General features: G+C 49.6%; 13 protein-coding genes. 7 read left to right on the plus strand and 6 right to left on the minus strand.

Translation table 11 applies throughout. The features are described from left to right. Positions 1 to 2 precede the first annotated feature (2 nt). The 4 genes from bcsA to L9G74_RS18275 are packed head-to-tail and all read left to right on the plus strand — an operon-like array spanning position 3 to position 9,966. Positions 3 to 4,328: a UDP-forming cellulose synthase catalytic subunit gene (gene bcsA / locus L9G74_RS18260; RefSeq protein ID WP_238898208.1), complete on the plus strand. Its 4,326-nt coding sequence runs from the start codon at positions 3 to 5 to the stop codon at positions 4,326 to 4,328. Then, positions 4,321 to 8,520, plus strand: a complete 4,200-nt coding sequence (locus tag L9G74_RS18265; RefSeq protein ID WP_238898209.1) for a cellulose biosynthesis protein BcsC — start codon at positions 4,321 to 4,323, stop codon at positions 8,518 to 8,520. The genes bcsA and L9G74_RS18265 overlap by 8 nt, the downstream gene beginning before the upstream one ends. Further along, positions 8,513 to 8,980: a cellulose biosynthesis protein BcsD gene (bcsD, locus tag L9G74_RS18270; protein WP_238898210.1), complete on the plus strand. Its 468-nt coding sequence runs from the start codon at positions 8,513 to 8,515 to the stop codon at positions 8,978 to 8,980. Before L9G74_RS18265 ends, bcsD begins: the two co-directional genes overlap by 8 nt. A gap of 29 nt (positions 8,981 to 9,009) precedes the next feature. After that, complete coding sequence (locus L9G74_RS18275; protein WP_238898211.1) at positions 9,010 to 9,966, plus strand: family 8 glycosyl hydrolase; 957 nt, start codon at positions 9,010 to 9,012, stop codon at positions 9,964 to 9,966. Between the two features lie 101 nt (positions 9,967 to 10,067). On the opposite strand, the gene L9G74_RS18280 is transcribed toward L9G74_RS18275, so the two are convergent. Next, the gene (locus tag L9G74_RS18280; RefSeq protein WP_238898212.1) at positions 10,068 to 11,993 is read right to left on the minus strand and encodes a transglycosylase SLT domain-containing protein; all 1,926 of its coding nucleotides are present in this window, start codon (positions 11,991 to 11,993) and stop codon (positions 10,068 to 10,070) included. Positions 11,994 to 12,017: 24 nt separating this feature from the next. Continuing rightward, positions 12,018 to 13,514, minus strand: coding sequence for a DNA recombination protein RmuC (rmuC, locus tag L9G74_RS18285; protein WP_238898213.1), 1,497 nt, complete (start codon positions 13,512 to 13,514; stop codon positions 12,018 to 12,020). 178 nt (positions 13,515 to 13,692) lie between these two features. Between rmuC and msrP the strand changes: the two genes are divergently transcribed. Together msrP and msrQ are read left to right on the plus strand one after the other, a co-directional pair. Beyond that, positions 13,693 to 14,724 (plus strand): protein-methionine-sulfoxide reductase catalytic subunit MsrP, encoded by a 1,032-nt coding sequence (gene msrP / locus L9G74_RS18290; protein WP_438944589.1) that lies wholly within the window; start codon positions 13,693 to 13,695, stop codon positions 14,722 to 14,724. Further along, on the plus strand, positions 14,724 to 15,341 hold the full coding sequence (msrQ, locus tag L9G74_RS18295) for a protein-methionine-sulfoxide reductase heme-binding subunit MsrQ (RefSeq protein ID WP_238898214.1): 618 nt from the start codon (positions 14,724 to 14,726) through the stop codon (positions 15,339 to 15,341). Before msrP ends, msrQ begins: the two co-directional genes overlap by 1 nt. Here the strand turns inward: msrQ and L9G74_RS18300 are convergent. The 3 genes from L9G74_RS18300 to L9G74_RS18310 all read right to left on the minus strand — a co-directional run bounded on the left by L9G74_RS18300 (position 15,282) and on the right by L9G74_RS18310 (position 18,746). Beyond that, complete coding sequence (locus tag L9G74_RS18300) at positions 15,282 to 16,655, minus strand: diguanylate cyclase (RefSeq protein WP_238898215.1); 1,374 nt, start codon at positions 16,653 to 16,655, stop codon at positions 15,282 to 15,284. The two genes, msrQ and L9G74_RS18300, sit on opposite strands and share 60 nt — an antisense overlap. Continuing rightward, the gene (locus tag L9G74_RS18305; protein WP_238898216.1) at positions 16,652 to 17,650 is read right to left on the minus strand and encodes an ABC transporter substrate-binding protein; all 999 of its coding nucleotides are present in this window, start codon (positions 17,648 to 17,650) and stop codon (positions 16,652 to 16,654) included. The genes L9G74_RS18300 and L9G74_RS18305 overlap by 4 nt, the downstream gene beginning before the upstream one ends. A 781-nt stretch (positions 17,651 to 18,431) precedes the next feature. Further along, positions 18,432 to 18,746 (minus strand): hypothetical protein, encoded by a 315-nt coding sequence (locus tag L9G74_RS18310; protein ID WP_238898217.1) that lies wholly within the window; start codon positions 18,744 to 18,746, stop codon positions 18,432 to 18,434. A gap of 476 nt (positions 18,747 to 19,222) precedes the next feature. Between L9G74_RS18310 and L9G74_RS18315 the strand changes: the two genes are divergently transcribed. Further along, positions 19,223 to 21,073: an AsmA family protein gene (locus L9G74_RS18315; protein ID WP_238898218.1), complete on the plus strand. Its 1,851-nt coding sequence runs from the start codon at positions 19,223 to 19,225 to the stop codon at positions 21,071 to 21,073. Positions 21,074 to 21,308: 235 nt separating this feature from the next. On the opposite strand, the gene L9G74_RS18320 is transcribed toward L9G74_RS18315, so the two are convergent. Beyond that, positions 21,309 to 22,862 carry a methyl-accepting chemotaxis protein gene (locus L9G74_RS18320; RefSeq protein WP_238898219.1) on the minus strand — a complete coding sequence of 518 codons (1,554 nt, stop codon included), beginning with the start codon at positions 22,860 to 22,862 and terminating at the stop codon, positions 21,309 to 21,311. Positions 22,863 to 22,991 lie beyond the last annotated feature (129 nt).

Consider the following 22,991-nt stretch of genomic DNA (forward strand, 5'->3'; position numbering starts at 1 on the left):
CCATGGAACAACAAACTAAGACCTTTAGCTGGCTGAAGGTGTGGAACCTTATTGCTGTCATTGCGCTTTTATGCATTGTCGTGCTTATCGTGACCACGCCATTAGATATGGAAAATCAAACACTTTTTGCTGTGTCTGGCATTATTCTGTGTTTGGTGATTGGTCGCATTCAATCGCCTTGGGCACGGCTGGTACTGCTGATGGTCAGCGTGGTGATATCGACCCGCTATCTCTATTGGCGCGCGACGGACACGCTGGTATATAGCACGCCGATAGAAACCGTGCTTGGTATCGGTTTGTTGCTAGCAGAAGTGTATGCGTGGCTGATTTTGGTGCTTGGTTTCTTTCAAACCGTTTGGCCGTTGGAGCGTAAAATTGTGCCGCTACCAGCGGATAGTCGCTTATGGCCAACGGTCGATGTGTATGTGCCCACCTACAACGAAAGCTTAGCTATTGTGCAAGATACCGTGCTGGCGGCGCTGAACTTAGATTATCCGAAAGACAAATTGCGCGTTTACTTGCTGGACGATGGTCGTCGCCCTGAGTTTGGCGCGTTTGCCTCGGCGGCGGGCGTGGGTTATATCACCCGTAACGACAACAATCACGCTAAGGCGGGTAACCTCAATAATGCCATGAAACTCACCAGCGGTGAGCTTATCTGTATTTTTGACTGTGACCACGTCGCCACGCGGATGTTTTTGCAGGCCACCGTGGGCGCATTTTTGAAAGAGCCTAAGTTAGCGCTACTGCAAACGCCGCATCACTTTTATTCGCCAGATCCGTTTGAACGAAACCTGCATACCGCCATCGACATGCCAGGCGAGGGTGAACTGTTCTATGGTCCGGTACAAAAAGGTAACGACTTTTGGAATGCGGCGTTTTTCTGCGGTTCTTGTGCAGTGATTCGCCGTACCGCTTTGGATGACACCAATGGCTTTGCAACGCAAACCGTTACCGAAGATGCGCACACCGCGTTGCAGTTGCAGCGTAAAGGCTGGGATACCGCATTTTTGGATATTCCACTGGCGGCAGGGCTAGCAACCGAGCGTTTATCACTGCATATCGGCCAGCGGGCGCGTTGGGCGCGTGGCATGTGTCAGATTTTCCGAGTGGACAATCCGTTGTTTGGCAAAGGGCTGAAGTTTGGTCAGCGCTTATGTTACCTCAACGCCATGATGCACTTTCAATTTCCGCTGCCGCGCTTTGTGTTTATCACCGCGCCGTTAGCGTATCTGCTGTTTGGCTTGAATATTATTGCGGCCTCGCCAGAACTCTTGCTGGCCTATGCGCTGCCGCACCTGTTCCACGCCATGTATACCAACTCCATTTTACAGGGGCGTTATCGCTACAGCTTTTGGGGCGAGATCTATGAAACCGTGTTGGCGTTTGCTTTGATTCGGCCGACCTTAGCATCGTTGTGGGACCCTTCAAAAGGTAAGTTCAACGTGACTGAAAAGGGCGGTTTGCTGCGCGACGGTTACTTTGATTATGAAGCGGTAAAACCCCATTTAGTGACGGTGGCACTGCTGCTGGCGGGGATCTCTTGGGGCGCAGTGCGCATGGTGTTTAGCGAAGATTTTGCGATTCAGCCGTTTGTGCTCGGGCTTAACTTGATGTGGGCCGGGCTCAACGTGATTATTCTGTTGGCTGCAGTGGCGGTGGCACGAGAAGCCAAACAAGTGCGCAACACGGTGCGAGTAAACATCGAGCTGCCTGCGGTGTTATATCTGTCAAACGGTTACACCTTACGCTCACAAACCTGCGATTTGTCGATGGGCGGGATCCGCCTGAGAAATCCAGCAGCAGCGGCGATGAAAGATGCGGTGGTGGAAGAGATTGAAATCAACTTTGACGGTAAAGCGTTGTTATTTCCTGTCAGCTTCGTCTCCGGTGATGCACATTATCTGCGGTTTCACTTTCGCGATCTGCCTATTCGCCAACGTAGGAAACTGGTCAATGTGGTGATGGGCCGCGCCGATGCGTGGGTGGCGGATCATCAACATCCGGCTGACAATCCGTTCCGCTCATTTGGCTATGTGTTAAAGGCGGTGATGAGTTTGTTCTCTTCCGGTTCGACCAATAGCGGTTGGCTACGCTGGCGCCGCAGTTTGTTCGGTAGTTGGAAATTCCGCTTGGCCTTTATCGCGCTAACCGGGTTGGCGGTGGCTATTGTTGCTAACCGCGCGTGGGCCGCAGAGGTACCGGTGACTCAGCAAATTACGTTGCAAGATGCGGGCTTCTTTGGCCCAGTATCGGTCAGCGGTAACGGCAACGATATCGGCGCGCACTTTTCGATTCGCAAAGACGAAGTCGCAACGGCGGCATCATTGAAACTGTCGCTCAGCTACCCAGAATCACAATTTCCGAAAGACACCTTTCTGGAAGTGTTGTTAAACGGCCAACATCTGAAAAATATTGAGTTAGATACCTTTAGCGCCGACGGTTTTACCACGGACATTCCGTTGCAACCGGCGCTAATCGTCAGCGAAAACGACCTGACATTCCGCATTAGCGGCCAAGAGTCAATTACCTGTACTACGGAAGATTTGACCGCTAAGCACCGCAATGAAGTGCTGATCGACAACCAATCAGCCATTAGCTTGACCTTGCTGCGTTTAGCGCGACCCAATAACTTAGCCGATTTCCCAGCACCGTTTTTTGATAATGGCATGATGCGTTCTGCCACCATTCCGATGGTCATCGCTAACAATGCTAGCCAGCAGGTGTATGAAAGCAGCGCCATTGTAGCTTCCTATTTCGGCAGTTTAGCGCGGTTCCGCTCGGTCAATTTTCCCGTAGTGAATGACCGCTTGCCAGAGCAAAACACCATTGCGTTTGTGATTGGCAATCAGTTGGCGGGAATGACATTATCACCCGCAAACGGGCCTGAGCTGCGCCTGATTAATAACCCGTTGACGCCGATGTACAAGGTGTTGGTGGTCATGGGCCGCGATGGCGCTGAGCTAAAACAAGCCGCAGAGTATCTGGTCAGCGGCGCGCCATTGAACGGGGAACTGCAACCAGTACGCCCAATCAGTTTGCCTGCTCGCGTAGCAAACGATGCACCCAACTGGGTGTCCACCGGTAAGCGGGTAACGCTAGGTGAGCTGACCGACGATCTATCGCTCACCGCCAAGGGCATCTATCACGGCGCCAATGAAGTTAACTTCCGCGCACCGCCAGACATCTTCCGCTGGCGCAACAAGCCGATGAAGATGGAAGTGCAGTATCTGTTTCCTGAAGGCGAATGGCTCGATGAACGCCGCTCTAAATTGAGCGTGACGCTTAACGGCAAATATCTCACCTCATTGCCAGTGAACAGTGTTGGCGTGTGGGCATCGGTGATGCACCTACTTGGCAACGATATTCGCCAGCAACGTGCGATTATCGAGATCCCGCCGTATCTGCTGTATGGCGAAAACAAACTGGAATTCTATTTTGATCTGCGAGTGCATCCCGACAGCGATTGCCAGCAGACCATTGGTAGCAACATCATCAGCCGTGTGCTGCCGAGTTCGACCATCGATTTCTCCGGTTCCGAACACTTCACTGCGTTGCCAAACCTGTCCTACTTCGTCAGCTCAGGTTTTCCATTTACCCGCATGGCAGATCTATCGCAAACCCTAGTGATGTTGCCAGCAACACCGGCAAACAGCGAGCTAGAAACTTTCCTCGGCTTGATGGCGCGTATGGGGCAATCCACAGGGCTGCCAGCCTACAAAGTGACGGTACAACGTGGCTTTGAACGTGCGGCAAGCATGAAAGATAAAGACGTGCTGGTGGTTGGCGGTAGCCAATCGGTAGCAACGTCATTGGCAGGGTCACAGTTTTATATCGCGGGCGATAAGGTGTCGCTTGCCCCATCCAGTTTGTCCAGCAGTTGGAGCAACATCATCGCCGGTGATTGGGGCCGCCAAGAGAAATCGGCCAAGCGCCAACTCGATGGTCAACAAGGCTTTACTGGTGTGTTGAGCTTTCTGTCGCCCCTGAATAGCCAGCGAGTGGTGGTGGTGGCAACCGACAATCAAACCGAGCAGTTACCGCAACTGGTGAGCGCGTTGGCATCGCCACAAGCCTCGAAGATTGCCCATGGCGATCTGCTGGTGTTTAACGGCCAACAACTGAAAGCGTTTCGTGTCGGGCCGACTAATGGTAGTGGCGCAATGAATTGGGACATGAGTCTGCGCTGGTACTTTGGTCGTCACGTTTTGTTGTTATTGGTGCTGATGTTAGGCGGCATTTTGTTGGGTGCCACCTTGCTTTATCCAATGCTACGTCGACATGCCCATGAACGGTTATCTAAGGTGGAACCACAACATCATGAATAAATTACTCCTGCTAACTTTTGGTGTATCAACCTTAGCTGCGTCAGTGCACGCCGCCATGGCTGCCGATACTGATGTGGCGACACCGGAGATCCAAGCGCTGTTTCAGCAGGCTGAATTCTGGCAAGGCAAACAACGGCAAGATCTGGCGAAAGACGCATTAAACCGCGTGTTATTAGCCGCGCCCAATAATGCTGAGGCCCTGTATCGCCTAGCGTTGATAGCTAACTTGGAAGGCAACAGTGCCGAAGCGACTCGCCTAGCGGAACATTTACGCCAAGTCGCGCCGAACGATCCGCATCTGCAAGAACTTAACATCGCCCAAGCCGCTAGTGCCGATAGTGGCGCGCTCAAGGTCGCGCGTTTGTTATCGGCCAATGGTCAATATGATGAGGCGGTGGCTAAATATCAAAGTTTGTTTAGCGGCGTGCAACCACCGGCCAGTTTGGCAATTGAGTATTATCAAACCTTGTCAGCAACCAAAGATGGCTGGCCCGCAGCCAAATCTGGCTTGGAGCAGTTGGCTAAGGCGCAGCCTAACAGCGTGCGCACTGCGGTGGCATATGCTGAAGTGCTAACATATCGCGAAGATACGCGCCGTGCTGGTATCAAATTGTTATCCAACTATGCGGCGCAAGATGCAGATGCCAACAAAGCATGGCGCAATGCGTTATTGTGGTTAGCCGCCAGCCAAGATGACAAAGCGCTGTACGATAACTATCTACAAACGCACGCCGATGACGTGGCGGTGGCAGAATACTACAAGAAGAAAACCACCTTAACGCCAACCCAGCAGGCGGATCGCTATCGTGCCCTTGGCTACCGTGAGTTACGTGCGGGCAGTTTAACCAACGCCAATACCTCCTTCAAAGCCGCCTTGGCGATTAACAAACAAGATGCCGACGCGATTGCTGGTTTAGGATTAATTGCCTTGCAACGCAAGCAATTTGACGCCGCAGCGAGCCAGTTGGCACAAGCGATAAAACTGTCACCAGCCAAGAAAAATCAGTGGCAACAGGCTTACCAAAGTGCAGCGTTTTACAGTGAGCTTGCCAAAGCAAGGGCACTAGAAGATGCAGGCGAACACCAGAAAGCGTTAGCGCTGTTACAACCGTTGGCAACGGGCGACAATGCAAATGCCCGAGATGCTCAGCTGCTGCAAGGTGAGATCCTGCAAAAGCAGCAGCGCCTGAATGATGCCGAAGTGGTCTATCGCAAATTGCTGCAAGCCAATGATAAAGATCTGCCCGCGCGCGTTGGTTTAGTCAACGTGCTGCGTCAGCAACAGCGCTGGGATGAAGCCAGCACATTAGCAGAGCAACTACCCAAAACCGCACAAAGTGATCTGGGCGATTTTGCCGCCAGCCAAGCGATGATGTTGCGCGATCGCGCTGCGTCTGAACCAGAAGTGCTCGCTGAGGCTACTTTGCGTCAAGCGGCAACGCTGGCACCAGAAAACCCTTGGGTAAGGTTAGATTTAGCTCGTTTGCTTGATCGCAGTGGGCGTAGTCTGGCGGCCAAACTGTTAATGGACCGTGGTGCCCAAGAGTTTGCCAGTAACGACGATTATTATGTTGCTGCGCTATTTGCCAAAGACCAGCAACGCTGGGATGAAGCCATCAAACAGTTACAGCAGATCCCCGCAACAAAACGCAATGCGGCGCAGGACAGTTTGATGGAAAGCCTGACATTAGCCGCGCGCTTGGCGGAGATTGAACGCCGTCAGCAAGTGGGTGATCGTGAAGGTAGCCGCGAGCTGATGATGGATCTGTACAATCACCCGCCGAAGTCCGCCGCAGGTGTGGGGCAGGTGGCCGATGTGCTGTCTAATAACGGTGAAGCCGCCATGGCGTTGTTACTCATCCGCCAACACAATCAACAGCCACCGACGGCTGCGGTGGGTGACTATCTGCAACAAATTTTGGTGATGATCAAATCAGGTGCCGATGAAGAAGCGGAAGCGCTGTTACTGCGTTTGAGCCAACGGCGCGATTTAGCGCCTGCAGATTGGCAAGCGATCGACAAGATCCGCAATGCCATTGCGGTAGCCAAAGCCGATAAATTGCGTGAGCACGAGCAATATGCCGAAGCCTACGACCTGCTAGCCCAACGGCTGCGCGTTGCGCCAGAAGATGAAAGCTTGCTGCTGGCGATGGCACGTTTGTATCTCTCTGGTGACAAGGGACAAAAATCACTGCAGATCTACCGTTACGCGGCGCAGCATCATCCTAACAGTGACGATGCTATCAAAGGTGCGGTTGAAACGGCGATTGCCATTAACCAAGTGCGCCAAGCGCGTCAAATGGTCGATGCATTCGACCGCAATAAAGCACAACGGCCAGAGATGTTGCTGCTGGCTGCCAAAGTGGCGCGCGCCGAGGGCAACGATAGTCGCGCCGTGAAGCTGTTACAACAATCCAGAAAGCAACTGTTCCAAAACGAGCCAGAGCAACCTTGGCTCATGGCAAGTGGCGGCCACGCCGGTTTTGCTAATCCCTTTGCTAGCGCTACGCAGCAAGGCACCGCTAAAGCCTATGCGGATAATCCGTGGCAACGACCACAGTGGTTACCAGGCAGTGACACTAGCACCGCCGAGTTAGCCAGTTGGGACGGCAAACAACCTGATGTACCGCCATCACTGGCACAGCAAATTGATGCCATGTTGGCCGACATTCATCATGAACGCGCCAACAGCGTGCAGACCGGTATGGAATTCAAAAACCGTAGCGGTGAAGCGGGCCTTGGCCGCATGGCAATGGTTACCACTCCGAGTAACTTGTCGATTCAGGTCGGCAATGGCCGTATGAATTTTGATGTCACACCTACCTATCTGAATGGCGGTGTGATTGATGCTGGCTACGGACAGCTGGGGACTGGCGCAATTGCCAGTGCGGAACAGACATTCAGCCGTAATTTAGACAACATGCCAACGGTGCTGAACAGTATCCAAACTGCCGCGTCTAACTACGCCAATGCTGAGTTACTGAACTCTGCCGCTCAGGCGGATAACACCATGACTGCGTTGCAAAAAATCCAGTATCAGATCAATTCAGATACCGCGTGGCAAAACTTGCAAACGGCAACGCGACAAAACTTACTGCAAGGTATCGGCATTGATGTCGCCAGTTTGACGCCGCAGCAGCAAGTGGCGGTTGATGGATTCTTGCAACGTGTGATTAATGATGCATCAAATGCTATCACGGTGGATTCTTTCCAAGTTGATGTGAATCGGATCGGTTTCAACTCAAGTTCATTTGACCGAGCCGCGCTTGAACGATTAGTTGGCCGCTTGCGTACAGCATTAAATTCAGCCAGTGCGCCGGCGCGTAATCCGCCGGTACAGCACGATGCTGGTGTGGCGCTGAGCTTTGGCTACAGTATCGGCAGCTTTGCGGTAGATATTGGTAACACACCACTCGGCTTTGAAAAAGTGAATGTGGTTGGTGGCGTAAGCTGGCAGCCGCAGATCGGCAAAAACACCCAACTGAAATTAGGCGTAGAGCGCCGTGCGGTTGAAGACAGTGTGCTGAGTTACGCCGGTACGGCTGACCCGCTGAGCGGAGACGTTTGGGGTGCGGTGACCAAAAACGGTATCAATGTTGGCTTAGGCTTTGATAATGGCACGGTGGGGATGTACGGCAACTTGGGTGGCTATCTGTACACCGGTACTAACATCGATAACAACCTCGCGTTTGATATCGCGCTCGGTGGTTACATTCGGCCGATTAACAACAAAGAACGTGAGTTGCAAACCGGAGTGCATGTGGGCTTTCAAGCGTTTGATAAAAACCTTAGCCATTACAGCTACGGGCATGGCGGCTATTTCAGTCCACAGGATTATGTGGCGATTGCGTTCCCTGTGAAGTATTCGGAACGACACGAAAACTTTAACTTCTCAGTGAACTTTGCGCCTGGTTTTCAAAGTTTTACCGAAGATTCGGTGTCGTATTTTCCCAACGATCCGCAGTTACAGAATCTGTTAAATGTGATGGCACAGCTTAATTTGGTTGAACAATCGGTATACCGCGCCAACAGTAAAACGGGCTTTGGTATGAGTTTGAACGCCGAAGGCGAATATGAGTTTTCATCATCCTTTACCTTAGGTGGCAAGTTAGGCTTTGATAACTTTGGTAATTTCCAAGAAACCACCGCACAGCTGTATCTCAAGTATCTGTTGGGGGTGAAGAGTGAGTAACTTACCGCAGCAACCGTTGCGTTATTTTGAACAACGGCATTGCAGTAAACAGTGGCGGTTAATGATTGCCTCACTCGGTGAGGTGTTGACCACCGTTGATGCTGCATTGCGGCAAAGCCTAATGCAGCGTACTGGGCAGCAGATGGCGCAGTCGCTTAAGCTGCCGGTGCAGCCTTCGTTAGCCGCACTAAACCAGCAGTTAAATGACTTTTGGTTTGAGTTAGATTGGGGCTATGTGGAGATTGGTCTGCGACAAGATGCGTTGTATTTAGAGCATCACCATTGTCCGGTGCCATTTGGCCGCAGTGATAGTCATGCCTTTGTGGCATTGAGCTTACTGTTAGAGGGGTTTTATAGCGCTATTCTTGAACAGCAAGGCGGTGATAGCAGCGCCAAAGTGGTGTTGCTGCAAGCGGGGAATCCAATGGTGTTTGGCTACAAAGATCAGGGGCAGGAATAATGCGTTTTATTAGCTTAATGATCGGACTGATGTTGAGCGCTTCGCTGTTAGCTGATGATGATTGGCAACAGTATAAGCAACGCTTTGTGACCGCAGAAGGCCGCGTGGTAGACACCGGCAATAACGGTATTAGCCATTCTGAAGGCCAAGGTTACGGCATGTTGTTGGCGCAAGCGTATGACGACCAACAAAGCTTCGCCGCGATGTGGTTATGGGCGCGCAAAACCTTAGGCCGTCACGATTTACCGCTGTTTGCTTGGAAGTACGATCCGCAACACAAACCTGCCATAGCCGACAACAACAACGCCTCCGACGGCGATATTCTGATCGCATGGGCGCTGCTGAACGCTGGTCGCAAGTGGCATAACTCCAATTATCTCAATGCGTCTCGCCGTATTCGCGCTGCCGTGTTGGAAAATATGGTGCACGAATATGCTGGGCATTTGGTGTTGTTGCCGGGGCTCAACGGCTTTGATGGCAACGGTTATATCGATATCAACTTGTCCTATTGGGTGATGCCCGCGCTGGTTGATTTTGCCCAGACCGATAACCAGCCGCGTTGGCAGCAATTGGTCGATAGCGGCATACAACTGTTGGCGTTGGCGAAATTTGGAGACGCGCAATTGCCGTCGGATTGGTTACGGCTGACCAATAAAGGCAAACTGTCACCATCGCCAAAGTGGCCGACACGCTTTAGCTTTGATGCGGTGCGCATCGGCTTGTATTTCCCATGGGCAGGGCTTGGTAGCAACGACGCATTGACGCCGATTAAGCAGTTTTGGCAAGCGGGTGGCGCGACGCCGCCAGCGTGGATTGATGTCAGCAGCAGTGAAGTGGCCCCTTATGCGGCCTCTTCAGGCATTTTGGCGATGCGCGATGTGTTAAATGAGCAACCCGTGCAGCGTCATGTTAGCGAAAGTGATGATTACTACAGCGCGTCGTTATTACTGTTAAGCAAATTGGCGGCGCAAACCATTCAGCGTTAGCTTGCCGCTAATCACTCAGTCACATCTGGTCGCTGTCTTAAAAAGTGAGGGCCAATGAAATTGTTCAAACTTCATTGGCCCTCACTGAACGCCTATCTTATCTAGTAGGTATGGCTAAATTCCTGCTTGGTAAAGAACGGTTTATTCAACTGCTGTTGCTGTTCGTAGATCATTCGATAGGAGAACACGCCTTGCACATATTCGCGTGTTTCTCGGTAAGGGATGGACTCAATAAACTGCATCACATCTAACTTGCCGCTACTTTGTTTTAGCCACTGCTTAATGCGATATGGCCCTGCGTTGTAGGCGGCGGTGGCTAACACGCGGTTGCCGTTAAACTGTTTCAGTAATCCACCAAAATAAGCACTGCCTAATGGAATATTAATGGCAGGATCGTACAAGCTGCGGGTGCCGTTGTACTTCAACTTATAACGGTTAGCGGTATGTTGCGCAGTATCTGGCATCAATTGCATAAATCCACGCGCGCCAGCACTTGATGTGGCATAAGGGTAAAAGGCGCTTTCACGACGGGCAATCGACATCAACTGATATTCATCGACATTAAATTGTTTGGCATATTTGCTATAAAGTTTGGCATGCACCACCGGGAAACGCAGCTCCAGATGATCCCACGCTTTGGCGCTGATACTGCTGTCCACGCTCAAATTGAACCAACCTTGTTTCAGCGCATACTGACCATATTCAATGCGTTCTTCTGGCGTGTGGCGCTCCATCAAATCCTGCCATTCCGATTTGGCGTCGATGGTTTTATCAATTGCCATCAATTCGACAATACGTTGCATGCCTTTGTCTTTGAGCAACTTGTCTTCGTCAAGCTTGTCGGGCAGGGCGGTGAGCTGCAACTGCGGGGTGACACCTTCTTCGTAGGCGGCAGTAAATCCATAGAAGTTGCGCTCTTGCAGTAGCAATTGCCGATCTAATTCGGTGCCAATCCGTAACTTCACCCGCCAATAACGCCAGCGCGCATTTTGGCTTTCTTCATCACTGAGCAGTGGTAGCAAGGTTGCCACGGTTTTGTCATCACCTTCAGCCATCGCCCAACGCATACGCATGGCAAGCAAGGTGTCATCTGGCTGCTGGCGTAAGCGCTCGTCGGCGTATTGTTGCAGTGAGTCTTCACGGCGCAGCAACGCGCGGTAGATGAGGAAGTGCTGTAACTCTTTTTGTTGCAGCTCGGTAAACCGGCCTGCATCGCGATATTGATCGAATAAGCGCACGGCTTGCTCAATATCCTTGACCGCGAGGCGCATTAAGCCGCCGCGTACGATCTCAGCATATACCGGCTCTGGCTGACTGAATTTTTTGACATCGCGGATCTGCTGTGGCGTTTTATACACGCTGTACAGCAGTTTGGCGTAACTTTGGGTGCTGGTGGCGCGCTGCACCAGATAGCTCAGTAAGCTATTTTGGCCGTTATCAAAGCTGAGGATAATGCGCTGCCATAATAACGACTCGCTGCGCAGTCCCGCTTTGGTCCAGTTATCAAACAAGGGATCGCATTCTTTGGGTTGTGACTGACCGCTTAGCCACAGCATTTGTGCGCCTTGCCAAGCCATGTCTAGCTGACCAGTTTCGTACTGCGCGACATAAAATGAACACTGCAAACTATCGGAACGCGGCGCTGTGGGGCTCACCGCCAGAAAATCACGCCAGTGGCGTTGATTGGCGGCTCTTTCTAAATAGCGATGCTTGAGGGTGTCGTATAACGGCGAACCTAGATAAGGCACCAATGCTTGCACAGCGGCATCGCCGGGCAGCGCAAGGATTTCATTTTGCTGATCATGAAAATCGAGATAGATGTTGAGCGGATAGTCGCCCAGTTGCGCGCGTAATTTGTCATATTGGCCGTGTTGGCCTTTATCTAACGCCTCACGCGCTGCGAGATAGGTTTTACGCAGCTGGCTATTGTCGGCCGCCGTAGCGGGAGTCAAGCTCAGCGCGCTGCCAGCCAAAGCCAATCCCAAAGTCAGGTTGCGCCAGAGAATAGTGCGAGCGACAACATCCATCTTTTTCACATTCCTTTATTGCCGTTAATTTTGACGAAGTTGACTTATGCTGCCGACATTGGCCTCTGCGCTATCCGCAGCCGAGTCTGATATATCATGGCTTTCATCCAGCGCTTTATCCAGTAGTTTCGCATCAAGTTGTTTACTACTTTCGCCGCCCATACGTTGCAGTTGGTGGGCTTGACGGATCAGGTTGCCTTTACCGCTGGCTAACTTGTTCATGGCCAAGGCAAAGCTTTTATCGGCGGTATCAAGGGCACGGCCCAGTTTGTCCATGTCATCGACAAAACTGACTAACTTGTCATAGATACGGCCCGCTTGTTTGGCGATCTGCTGCGCGTTCTGGTTTTGATACTCATAACGCCAGATATTGCTGATAGTGCGCAGCGCCACTAGCAGGTTGGTTGGGCTTACTAACATAATGTTGTGCTCAAGCGCGTAACTGACGATTTGTGGGTCGCGTTCCAGCGCCAGCAAAAACGCCGGTTCGACTGGAATGAACATCAGCACGTAGTCGAGGCTCTTCACCCCGTGCAGTTGTTGATAGTCTTTCTGACCTAAGCCTTTGATATGCTGTCTGATAGAGGCAATGTGCTGTTTGAGCGCTTCATTACGCTGTTCATCGTTATCGGCGTTGAAATATTGCTCGTAGGCCAGTAGCGACACTTTGGAGTCGATGATGACGTCTTTTTCATCGGGCAGATGCACAATCACATCGGGTTTGAAATGTTTGCCACCTTCGTTTTGCAGATCTTGCTGCACGTCATATTCATGACCTACGCGCAGGCCGCTTTCGCTTAATACACGATCCAGAATCACTTCGCCCCAATTGCCTTGGGCTTTGTTGTCGCCTTTTAACGCTTTGGTGAGGTTAACGGCATCTTCGCTCATTTGCAGGTTCAGTTGCTGCAGTTGCTCTAATTGATGTTTTAGCGAAAAGCGCTCTTGTTGCTCCTTGGCATAAGATTCGTTCACTTGCTGGCGGAAACCTTCTAGCTGCTGTTTGAACGGACCGAGAATGCCACTGAGCTGCTCTGAGTTATCGACGCGCATCTTCTGCGTTTTATCTTCAAAAATGCGATTGGCTAAGTTCTCAAATTGGGTTTGTAGCCGCGCTTCGCTGTCTTCTAACAGCTCCATTTTGTCGTTCAACGCTTGGCGCTCGGCCTCAAAGCGCGCGGTCAGACTTTGCTGCATCGCATTAGATTTCGACAGGTTAAGCTGGGCTTCCATCAAACGACGTTGCAACTCGGCGAGTTGTTGCTCCAACTGCGGTACACGTTCTGCTTGCGCCTCAGCTTTGCCAAGTAGACTGACTTTGTCCTCTAACTTATCCTGCAAAACTGCGTACTGTTGGGCAAACTCAGACTGGTTTTGTTCAGTCACTTGTTGCTGCTGGTCAACTATTTGTTGTTGCCGTTGTCGAAAGTAAACAATACAGATAACGAATGTAATAAGCGCGGTCGCTACGGCGACGGAAGCGATGAGATATGGCAGGGGAAGGGTAGCGGCCAGCTCCATGAGATTTTCCTTGTGATAAAACGCGAGGGCCAGATTGGCATGATGATCTGACGGTTGCAAGGGGCCGCCAATAAAATCCTTAGCGGCGATATTTGCTTGTTCAAAATCTGTTACTAATGTAAATGAACCCAATATGGCAACTGACCGTATTGCCGTAAAAATAGCCAGAGAGGAACACGTGATGACTCGGGGAAAATTTATTAAAGGCATCAGTAAGACGCCATCTTGGCAAATTGCAGACAGTGAGGTGACACCTGCATCGGTGTTTGCCGCACGGCGGCGCATTCTTAAAAGTATTGGTGTTGGCAGTATTGCCGCCAGTATTCCTGGCTACGTGCAAGCGGGCTTATTTGATCTATTTGGTGATAATCCACCGGCGTTTGCTACTCGGCCATTGCAGAGTGTGGCAAATCAGCAATTTCAAGCGGCTGATGAGCACACACCGTACGATAAAGTCATTCGTCACAATAACTTTTATGAATTTGGTACAGGTAAACAAGACCCTTATGTCAACGCCCAACAGCTGAAAGTGAATCCGTGGCAGTTGCAGATTGAAGGTATGGTAGATAAACCGCTCACCTTAGATTACGACGCGTTGTTTGCCAAAATCCCGTTGGAGCAACGCACTTACCGTTTTCGCTGCGTTGAGGCATGGTCGATGGTAATCCCTTGGGTGGGTTTTCCGCTGGCGTCTTTGCTCAAATTGGTTGGTGTGCAGCCTAGCGCCAAATATGTTGCCTTTGAAACGCTATTTGACCCAGAACAGATGCCGGGGCAGCGTAATCGCTTAATGGGCGGAGGTATTCATTATCCCTATGTTGAAGGGTTGCGTTTAGATGAAGCGATGAATGAATTGGCGTTTTTGGCGGTGGGGCTGTACGACCAAACGTTGTCACCACAAAGCGGCGCGCCGATTCGTTTAGTGGTGCCATGGAAATATGGTTTTAAGAGCATCAAATCGATAGTAAAAATTCGCCTGTTGGATAAACAGCCGCCAACCAGTTGGAACCAACTTGCACCTCAGGAATATGGCTTTTACGCCAATGTGAATCCGCAAGTGGATCATCCGCGTTGGTCGCAAGCCTCAGAGCGCCGTATCGCCAGTGGTGGCTTGTTGTCTGCCGCGCGGATTGATACCCAACTGTTTAATGGCTACGGTGAGCAAGTGGCTGACTTGTATCGTGACCTAGATTTAAGGAAGTTTTATTGATGGTGCGCTTGAGTTATCGAACGGTGGCGATTGGCCGCGCAGTGGTGCATTTACTCGCTTGCTTGCCGCTGGTGTGGCTGTTTGTGACAGTGAATAGTGGTCAAGCTGGTGGCGATCCGGTGCAGTACATCATCCACTTTTTAGGGAAAGGCGCGCTCAATTTACTGATATTGACCATGTTGGTCTCGCCGCTGGCTCGCTGGCTAAAGCAGGGCCAATTGATGCAACTGCGGCGGCCATTAGGCTTATGGTCGTTCGCCTATGCCAGCTGCCATTTAGCCTCTTATGTCAGTTTTGATCTGCTGTTTGCTTGGCAGTTAGTGGGGCAGGAGTTGCTGCAACGGCCTTATTTGCTGGTGGGCATTAGCGTCTGGTTAACCCTGCTGGCGCTGGCCGTCACCTCTTTTAAACGATTGCAGCGTCGGATGGGACGCCGTTGGCAGCAATTACATAATTGGGTGTATTTAGCGATTGCCTTGGCGGGAGTCCACTATTACTGGTCGGTAAAATCGGAGATTATTGAACCCAGCATCTACTTGGCGATTATCGCACTGTTATTACTTGTCCGTGCGAAAATCCACATACACAAGTGGCGACAGTTTTTTCGTTTCCGCTGATGCCTCTTTAGGCTGTTTGAACTGATTCTGTTGTTTATTGATCTTCTTTTGCTGATACATCTGCTGATCAGCATGGGAGATCAGTTCAGTGATGTTGCTGCCATGTTCTGGATAGATGCTGCTGCCGACACTTATGCGTACGTCCAGCATCTGTTGTAGCTCTTCAATGTAGATGTCGTGTCCAAGCTTGCCGAGCTTCTCCGTGACGGTGGCAATCTGCTCATCGTCTTTTAACGGATCTAACCAGATAATAAATTCATCACCGCCTAGCCGAGCGATAATGTCTGATGCTCGCAAGGTGTGCGTCATCCGATTCGCTAATTCTTTGAGCACGAAGTCACCAATTTTATGACCAAATTGATCATTGATAGGCTTAAAGTCATCGAGGTCGATAAATAGCACCGCCGCTTGTGTTTGTTGCCGTTTGCAACGCTCTAGCGAGATCGAAATATAGTTTTGCGCGGCGCCTCGGTTATAAATCCCCGTTAGGTCGTCGTACTCTGCCATTTGGCGAAGTTTCTCTTGTTGTTGCATCAGTTGTTTGGTTTGTGCTTCCACTTCTTGTTGCAATTCATCACGTCGCTGCATGGTCTGCATCAACTCGTGTTTCATTTGATTAAATGCATCCGACAACTCCGCAAATTCATCGCCGGGTGGCATGCTGAGTTTGCTGGAAAGGTCACCTCTAGCTAACTCTTGGATCCCGTGTTTGAGCATGCCAAACTTTCGCTTGAAGCTATTCAGCGTTTGCAAGCTAAACAGCGTCACAATCAGCGCAATGGCTAAAATCAGCGTGGCGTTGAAGAACAGGTGTTTGCTCTCCGAGTCGAGCGAGTTACGAATGGTAATTTGTTGAAACCTTAAAGAATCTTCACTTAACGACTGCACTATGGTGTTGTATCGCGCTGTGAGTGCCGCATTGCTGGTCGCTTCCGCGCTGACTTCCCCCTGACTGTCCGATTTGTTCTCACTCAACTGCAGCAATAAGGTGATGTTGTGTTGGTGACGGCGAATATTATGCAATAGCCTTTTTTCATATTCGTTCAGCGGCATTCCGGCGGTGATGTCGATCATCCGCTGCAAGCGCTCAACGGCGGAACGGGTTTCGCTAACGGCTTTTTGATCTTGAAACTGTTGTAATAACCATAGATTGGCACGTACCAAATCTATGGTGAGTTGTACCTCAATTAACTGATTGATTTTGCTATACGACTGCTGCATGTCTTTGCGTTGACCATAGAGTGCTAGCGCCAAAATGACGGTGAGCATAATGCACAGTACTACAAGCAGCTTTAAGCGTTTTGATAGTCTCATTTTGTGCGTACCAATGGTTTGTGGATAGCTTGGTTCAACGCTGTGGGATCAACAAACTGGCGATAGTCTGGTGGATTGTCGCGGGCGGTGAGTTGTCGTTGAATAGCCCAACGCGCTTGGGCATTTAAGTTACTGACCAAGGCGTTGTCGAGCGATAATCGAAACAGATAATCTGGCCACAACCCCTGTATTTCTTTTAATGGCACTTTAAGGTATTGGGCTATATGTTGTTGTGCCTCCAGAGGATTGGCCAGAATAAATTCATTCGCTCGATCAAGCGCCTTCAGCAATTGCACCGATTCCGCTTGGTATTGCACATTGTCTGGTTTTCTCACAATTAAATTGAATGAGATGCCATATAACCCTTTGGTATTAAATACAAAGGTCTTGTTTGGGTAGGATTCGTGTAGCTTATAGGCAAAGGGTTCCCACACCGCAATGGCATCAACCGCTTTTGCCATCAACGCCGCTCCTTGTTCGTTGGGCAGAATGTTGACGTCATTGGTGGTGATCTCAATATCATTCATCTTCAGCAACGAGTCATAAAAGTATTGGCTAGCACTGCCCATCACCATGCCAATGGTTTTGCCGTCAAGTTGCGATAACGTGGTGAGTTGCTCATCGGCGCGAGTGATCAGTTTGAGGTCATTATCCGATTGCGAGAAGCTGGCGATGACAACAAAATCATCGCGTTCCAAACTGTTAAACATCACCACCGAGTCAGAGCTGGTGGCGAGGTCGACATCAAAACGCATCAGTGCGTTAAAGCATGCATTGCCGCCTTTAAACGGCACTAACAATACGTCTAACCCTTGGTCGGCGAAGAAACCTAAACGATCGGCAATAATGATGGGGGAAGATAATAACGTGCTGGAAACGCCAATTCGAAAAGTGCGTTCAGCGGGAATAAATTCAGATATTTCGGTTTGGGTTCGGCCCAACAGCAGCAACAAAATGCTTAACAGCGCAAATAAAGCTAAAAAAATTTTTTGCATCAGTGTCCTTGTCGATCACAACTTGTCACTTTGAGTGAATGTGAATCGGTCTTTTTAGACCCTCTGTATTGGCAGGTGGCAGTGGTTATTAGCCGCTGTTTATCGCCAATAGCCGTTCACATTTCCCTTAGGGAGCGATTGTTCTTTTATGTGTAGTTTTTGTTCACATCAAACGCGTTATGGGCACGGCGCGGTCAGTGACGCTTAGTCAACTGGGCGCAACGAAGTTCAGGATGCGTTTAAATGAACCCTTTGGGCAGCGACAGAGCGCAATTTATCGGCGTTAGCTGCTGTTGGTGAAGAATAACTACACGGCACATCAACTGCTTTGCCAAAATCACACGATGCCAGCTGCAAAAACAACCAACGAAGATAAATAGCCCCTAGTATTTGCTTTATTCAAGCATAGTGTAATTCGTTGGAACTGCCAGCAATCAAAGCGTTATGACGGTAGATTGAGGTTGCCTGTTGAGGCACCTTCCCTAAGTCAGTGCTGCGTGTCGCGATCACTTGCTTTTTGACTGAAGGGCGGTAGTGCGATCATCGCCAATTGTTCACATAGGTTTTGTCGAATATGGGAGCGCTAAAGTGAGATTTTGAGGGGATTCAATATTGTGTGTCAGCCTGATCATCGACTGCTATTGTTATCAATAACAACATTATTTACTAATTCAACTATTGATGGCTGCTTATTACATTGGTTGGAATGATAATAGCGAGTTTTATTGGGAAGTGTAGATAACAGAAAGGGACGATTGCCGTCCCTTTCTGTATAAATTATTTATTTGGCGCTAGCCATCAGTGTAACCACTTCATCGTAAGACATGTTTAATTCTTTCGATAGGTTAATCACTTTTGATTTAAATGTTTGTACTTGTTCTTGCTTAACTTGATCAACTTCCATCTCTGCTACCAGAGCGTTTACTGCTTCCTGCAAAGTCTTCATACGACGCAGGCTGTAATCGAGCGATTTCAGATAACGGGTCATCTGTTGTTGATTACGGGCATGTTCTAAGTCGTTTGAAAGTTTTTTGTCATGTCCATATTCATCAAGCGCAGCAATAGCACTTTGCAAATCAATTTCGCTGTTGGTCATTATTTTCTCTTATCAATTGTAGACTTGCTGATATGAATGAGGTTTCTAAAGATACAAAAAGGTATCTAAACGAGTTTATATTATTTCAAAAGAAATGCTCAATATATTCGCGAGATTTATACATTTCTTTAGACAGCCGATGAAATTTATTACCTTGAGATAACATTTTCGATATCCAAACGATACAGCAACGCTAAAACTTATCGAAATCCGGCGGCTTTTTCGCCGTAAACATCAGCAGGATGGCCGAACGCTGTTAAAAATTCGAGAGATTCGCCATGATGGACTAACTTTGGTTTTTAACTGGGGGAAGTACGAATAAGTCCGGTGTCTATTCTGCGGGGCGCTTAGCGTTTATTCCTGAGGAGCTGAATAGGGCTGTTGAGTTATTCGTCTGTACCTTAAGTTGTTGGTCAACAAAGTGTTGATATTCTGGCATAGTATGCAGAATTCGCATGGAGAAGAAGGAAGTTTTCATGAAAGTGCTTAAGTGGATACTGATCGGTATCGTCGTTGTGGTGGCTGCTGCTATCACTTATCTCACCGTGTTCCTTGACCCGAACGACTTTAAACCACAGATCATCGCTGCGGTTGAAAAGCAAACCGGCAGGGATTTCAACATCGATAAACCATTGGAGTGGACGTTTTTCCCATCCGTTGGCATCAAAGCTGGGGGCATCTCTCTTGGTAACCCGAAAAACTTCAGCCAACCGACTTTTGCGGCCATTAATGAAGTGGTCGCCACGGTTGAGTTGATGCCGCTATTTAGTCACGAAGTCAAAATCGCTGAATTAGTCCTTGATGGCTTGCGGTTGAATTTAGTGACCGATAAACAAGGTAACACCAGCCTTGATGGGTTAAATAGTGGCAAAGCTAGCACTGCGCCAGCGACCACTGAACCTACCGCATCTACGAGTGATGGCGGCCTGACGTTAAAATCGCTAAGTATTGGCGGTGTGAGTGTGACTGATGCGCAAGTGCATGTCATTAACGAAGCCACCGGCAGCGATAATCTGTTCAAGTTGGACAGTTTTAAGATCGGTGCATTATCGCTAGGTGAGTTTGCTTCACTCGATTATGAGCTATCTGCCGCGTTGGATGGCTTGACGGTCAAGAGTGAAGGGCATGGTCAGTTGAAAATCTCCCAAGATCTGAAAGTTTTTTCGCTGAAGGAGTTGGTATTAACCACCGTTGCTGAAGGTAAATCGCTACCAACCGGTAAAGTGGAAAATAACGTCACCGTGGATGCTACCGTTGATACCAATAAGAGTACCGCTACCACGACCTTAACCGACCTCGCTATTAACGACATCAAAGGTAAAGGTCAATTAGATGTACAGTTTGGCACCGCCGTGCCGAGCGTATCAGCCAAACTGACACTTGGCGAAATCGACGTTGATAAATGGTTACCAGAGAGCAGCGATGACAAAACGGCAGCTGCGCCAGCATCAAACAGTGCCGCACCCGCTACCGCAGCGCCAGAGCCTGACTTAACCGGCCTTAAAGCGGTCAACGCGGATTTTGAACTGGCTGTTGCGGGGATTAACGTCTCAGGGCTTACCACCAAAGATTGGAAGATGGTCATCAACCTTAAAAACGGCGTGATGAACATGAAGCAACTATCTGCCGCTCTGTATGATGGTAGTTTGCTCGCTTCAGCTACGTTAGATGGCCGTAACGCTGTGGCGAAATACAGCTTTGATAGCCAGATCTCAAGTATCAATATTCGCAATCTGCTGAAAGATGCCGCTGATACCGAAATCCTCGATGGCACGGCAGATATTGCCATTAAAGGTAACGGCAACAGCTTAATCCCGGACAATATAAAGCAGCGCCTCAATGCTGACGGTAAATTTGCCATTAATAACGGTGCGCTTTATGGCGTAAACGTGCCGCAGATGATTCGTGGCGCCCAAGCAAAATTGAAAGGGGACTTCACTGAAACGAATAATGAAGCGAAGAAAACCGATTTCACCAGTTTGACGGGCAGCTTCAGCTTAGCGAATGGTGTCGCCAACAACCCAGATCTATTGATGGCTTCACCGCTTATTCGAATCTCTGGTCAAGGCGATGCTAATCTGCTCGATCAATCACTCGATTACAAACTGACGACTGCGCTAGTGAGCACGCTGAAAGGTCAGGGCGGTAAAGAGCTTGATGATTTGGTTGGGGTTGAGATCCCGCTGGCGATTAAAGGTAGCTTCACTGAACCTAAGTTCAGCCTAGATACCGATGCGTTATTCAAATCCAAAGTGAAAGAAGAAGCTGATAAAGCGAAAGAAAAACTCACCAACAAGTTATTCGAAAAGCTTGGTGGTAAAAAGTAATCTGAAGCCCCCGGTTGGGGGCTTTTGTTTATCAGCACTCCAACGATTATCCTGCCCGAGAGTTTGTCTCGCGACCGTGCTCTTGCTGGTGAGATGGCGGCATTTTGCGTCAGCCAAATTGATGTTCAGTCAATTTAAGGGGGGATTACCCCGCCAACCATCGGGCAGATAATAACGGCGTTACCCAACAAAAAAGGTCAGGCAATGCCTGACCTTAGGTGTCATTCGTAAACCGTTATTGAAATTGGGCGATGAGTTCTTTCTGCCGTAGGCTCTGTTTTTGTAGCTCAGCACCATGGCTAGTTGCTACTTTGCTGTTGTCTCTTAATCGATTCAGACCTTGCTGGAGCTTGCTCGAGTTATCGAATAGTTGCTCAACCGTATAGGCTTGCTGCTCTGTGGCTACAGCAATTTGTTGGCTGTTACCTGCAATCCTTGCCAATGTTTGAGCCTCTTCCGTGAGCTGTGTGGCGAGTTGCTGTTCCAACTTAGCGCTTTGTTCCACCAACGACTTACTGCGGCTCATCTCTTTCACTGCTTCGCTGCTCTGCTGGCTAAGTTGGCGGATAATGTCATAGATCTCTTTGGCTGAGCTGGAAGAGCGCTGAGCTAACGCACGCACTTCGTCGGCCACGACCGCAAAACCGCGGCCAGCTTCACCGGCGCGTGCCGCTTCAATTGCCGCGTTCAGTGCTAGCAGATTGGTTTGCTCCGATAGTTGCTCAATCACATCCAACACGGTATTGACCGATGAACAGTGCTTAGCAAGTTCGGTAATCTGCGCTTCTACCTTTTGTACTAGGCTGTTCATTTCTGCATTGGCCGAGCGACTGTCACTAAGTGACGTCATGGTGTGTTGATTGCGACGTTCCAAATCGGCGACGTCGCTGGCTGATCCGGCGGAGCTTGAGGCAATTTCGCTGATGGCACTTTTCATTTGACTGATGGCGGCGGCGAGTTCGTCCAATGCCCCAGCTTGAGATGACAACTGCTTGTGATTGTCATCAACCGATTGTTGATGGCAACTGAGGTTTTTATCTAAATGTTCGGCGGTATCATTAATACGCGCAGTTATGGCGATAACTTCGGCTTCACGCATCCGTAAGCTTAGTTCGGCAGCACTTAACTCATCCGTGTCACCGGTATAGATACTTTGGAGTAGGGCGTTAGTTTGCGCCTTAGCGGCCAAGGTACTTAATTTGGCACAGCGTTGACTAAGACGCATGCCAAAGTAGCCCATTCCTAGCAGTGACAGCACCACCGCGCCGCCAGCATATATGCCACCGGTTAAACATCCGGCCGCGATGATAATGCTCGATAGTAACCACGCCGAGATGACTTTCTGCGTTAACGACAGTTGCAACCGTGGCAGCGGCAATTTGCCGCGTTCGATGTCCTGATAGCACTGTTTCGCCCGTTCAATCAGTGCTGGTTCGGCGGTAGTGCGCACCGATTGGTATTCAACGATGTTACCATCGCGCAAAATCGGCGTGATGAAAGCGTTGACCCAATAATGCCCGCCATCTTTACGCCGGTTTTTAACCAGCCCCATCCAGTTTTTTCGTGCTTTAATGTCCTGCCATAAATCGGCAAAAGCCGCTTTAGGCATATCAGGATGCCGCACAATATTGTGCCCATGGCCTAACAGCTCGTCCTTTTCAAAGCCGCAAATATCACAAAAGTCTTTGTTGATATGCGTAATACGTCCTTTCAGATCTGTGGTAGACAGAATACGGTAGGACGTTGGCACGGGGGTTTCAATATTGGTAATGTCTTGCTTGGGTCTCATTGAGCGCACTCCTGTCTAGAGCAGGATAGTTGTCATGAACGTCAAAATAATGACGCTTGTTGTTCGGCCTATTATGAATGCAAAGACATCAGTGAATCTATGAATGAGATCAAGTAAACCGGAATATTA

Origin of the sequence: Shewanella electrica, from assembly GCF_022321485.1 — a bacterium.
Classification (GTDB): Bacteria; Pseudomonadota; Gammaproteobacteria; order Enterobacterales; family Shewanellaceae; genus Shewanella; species Shewanella electrica.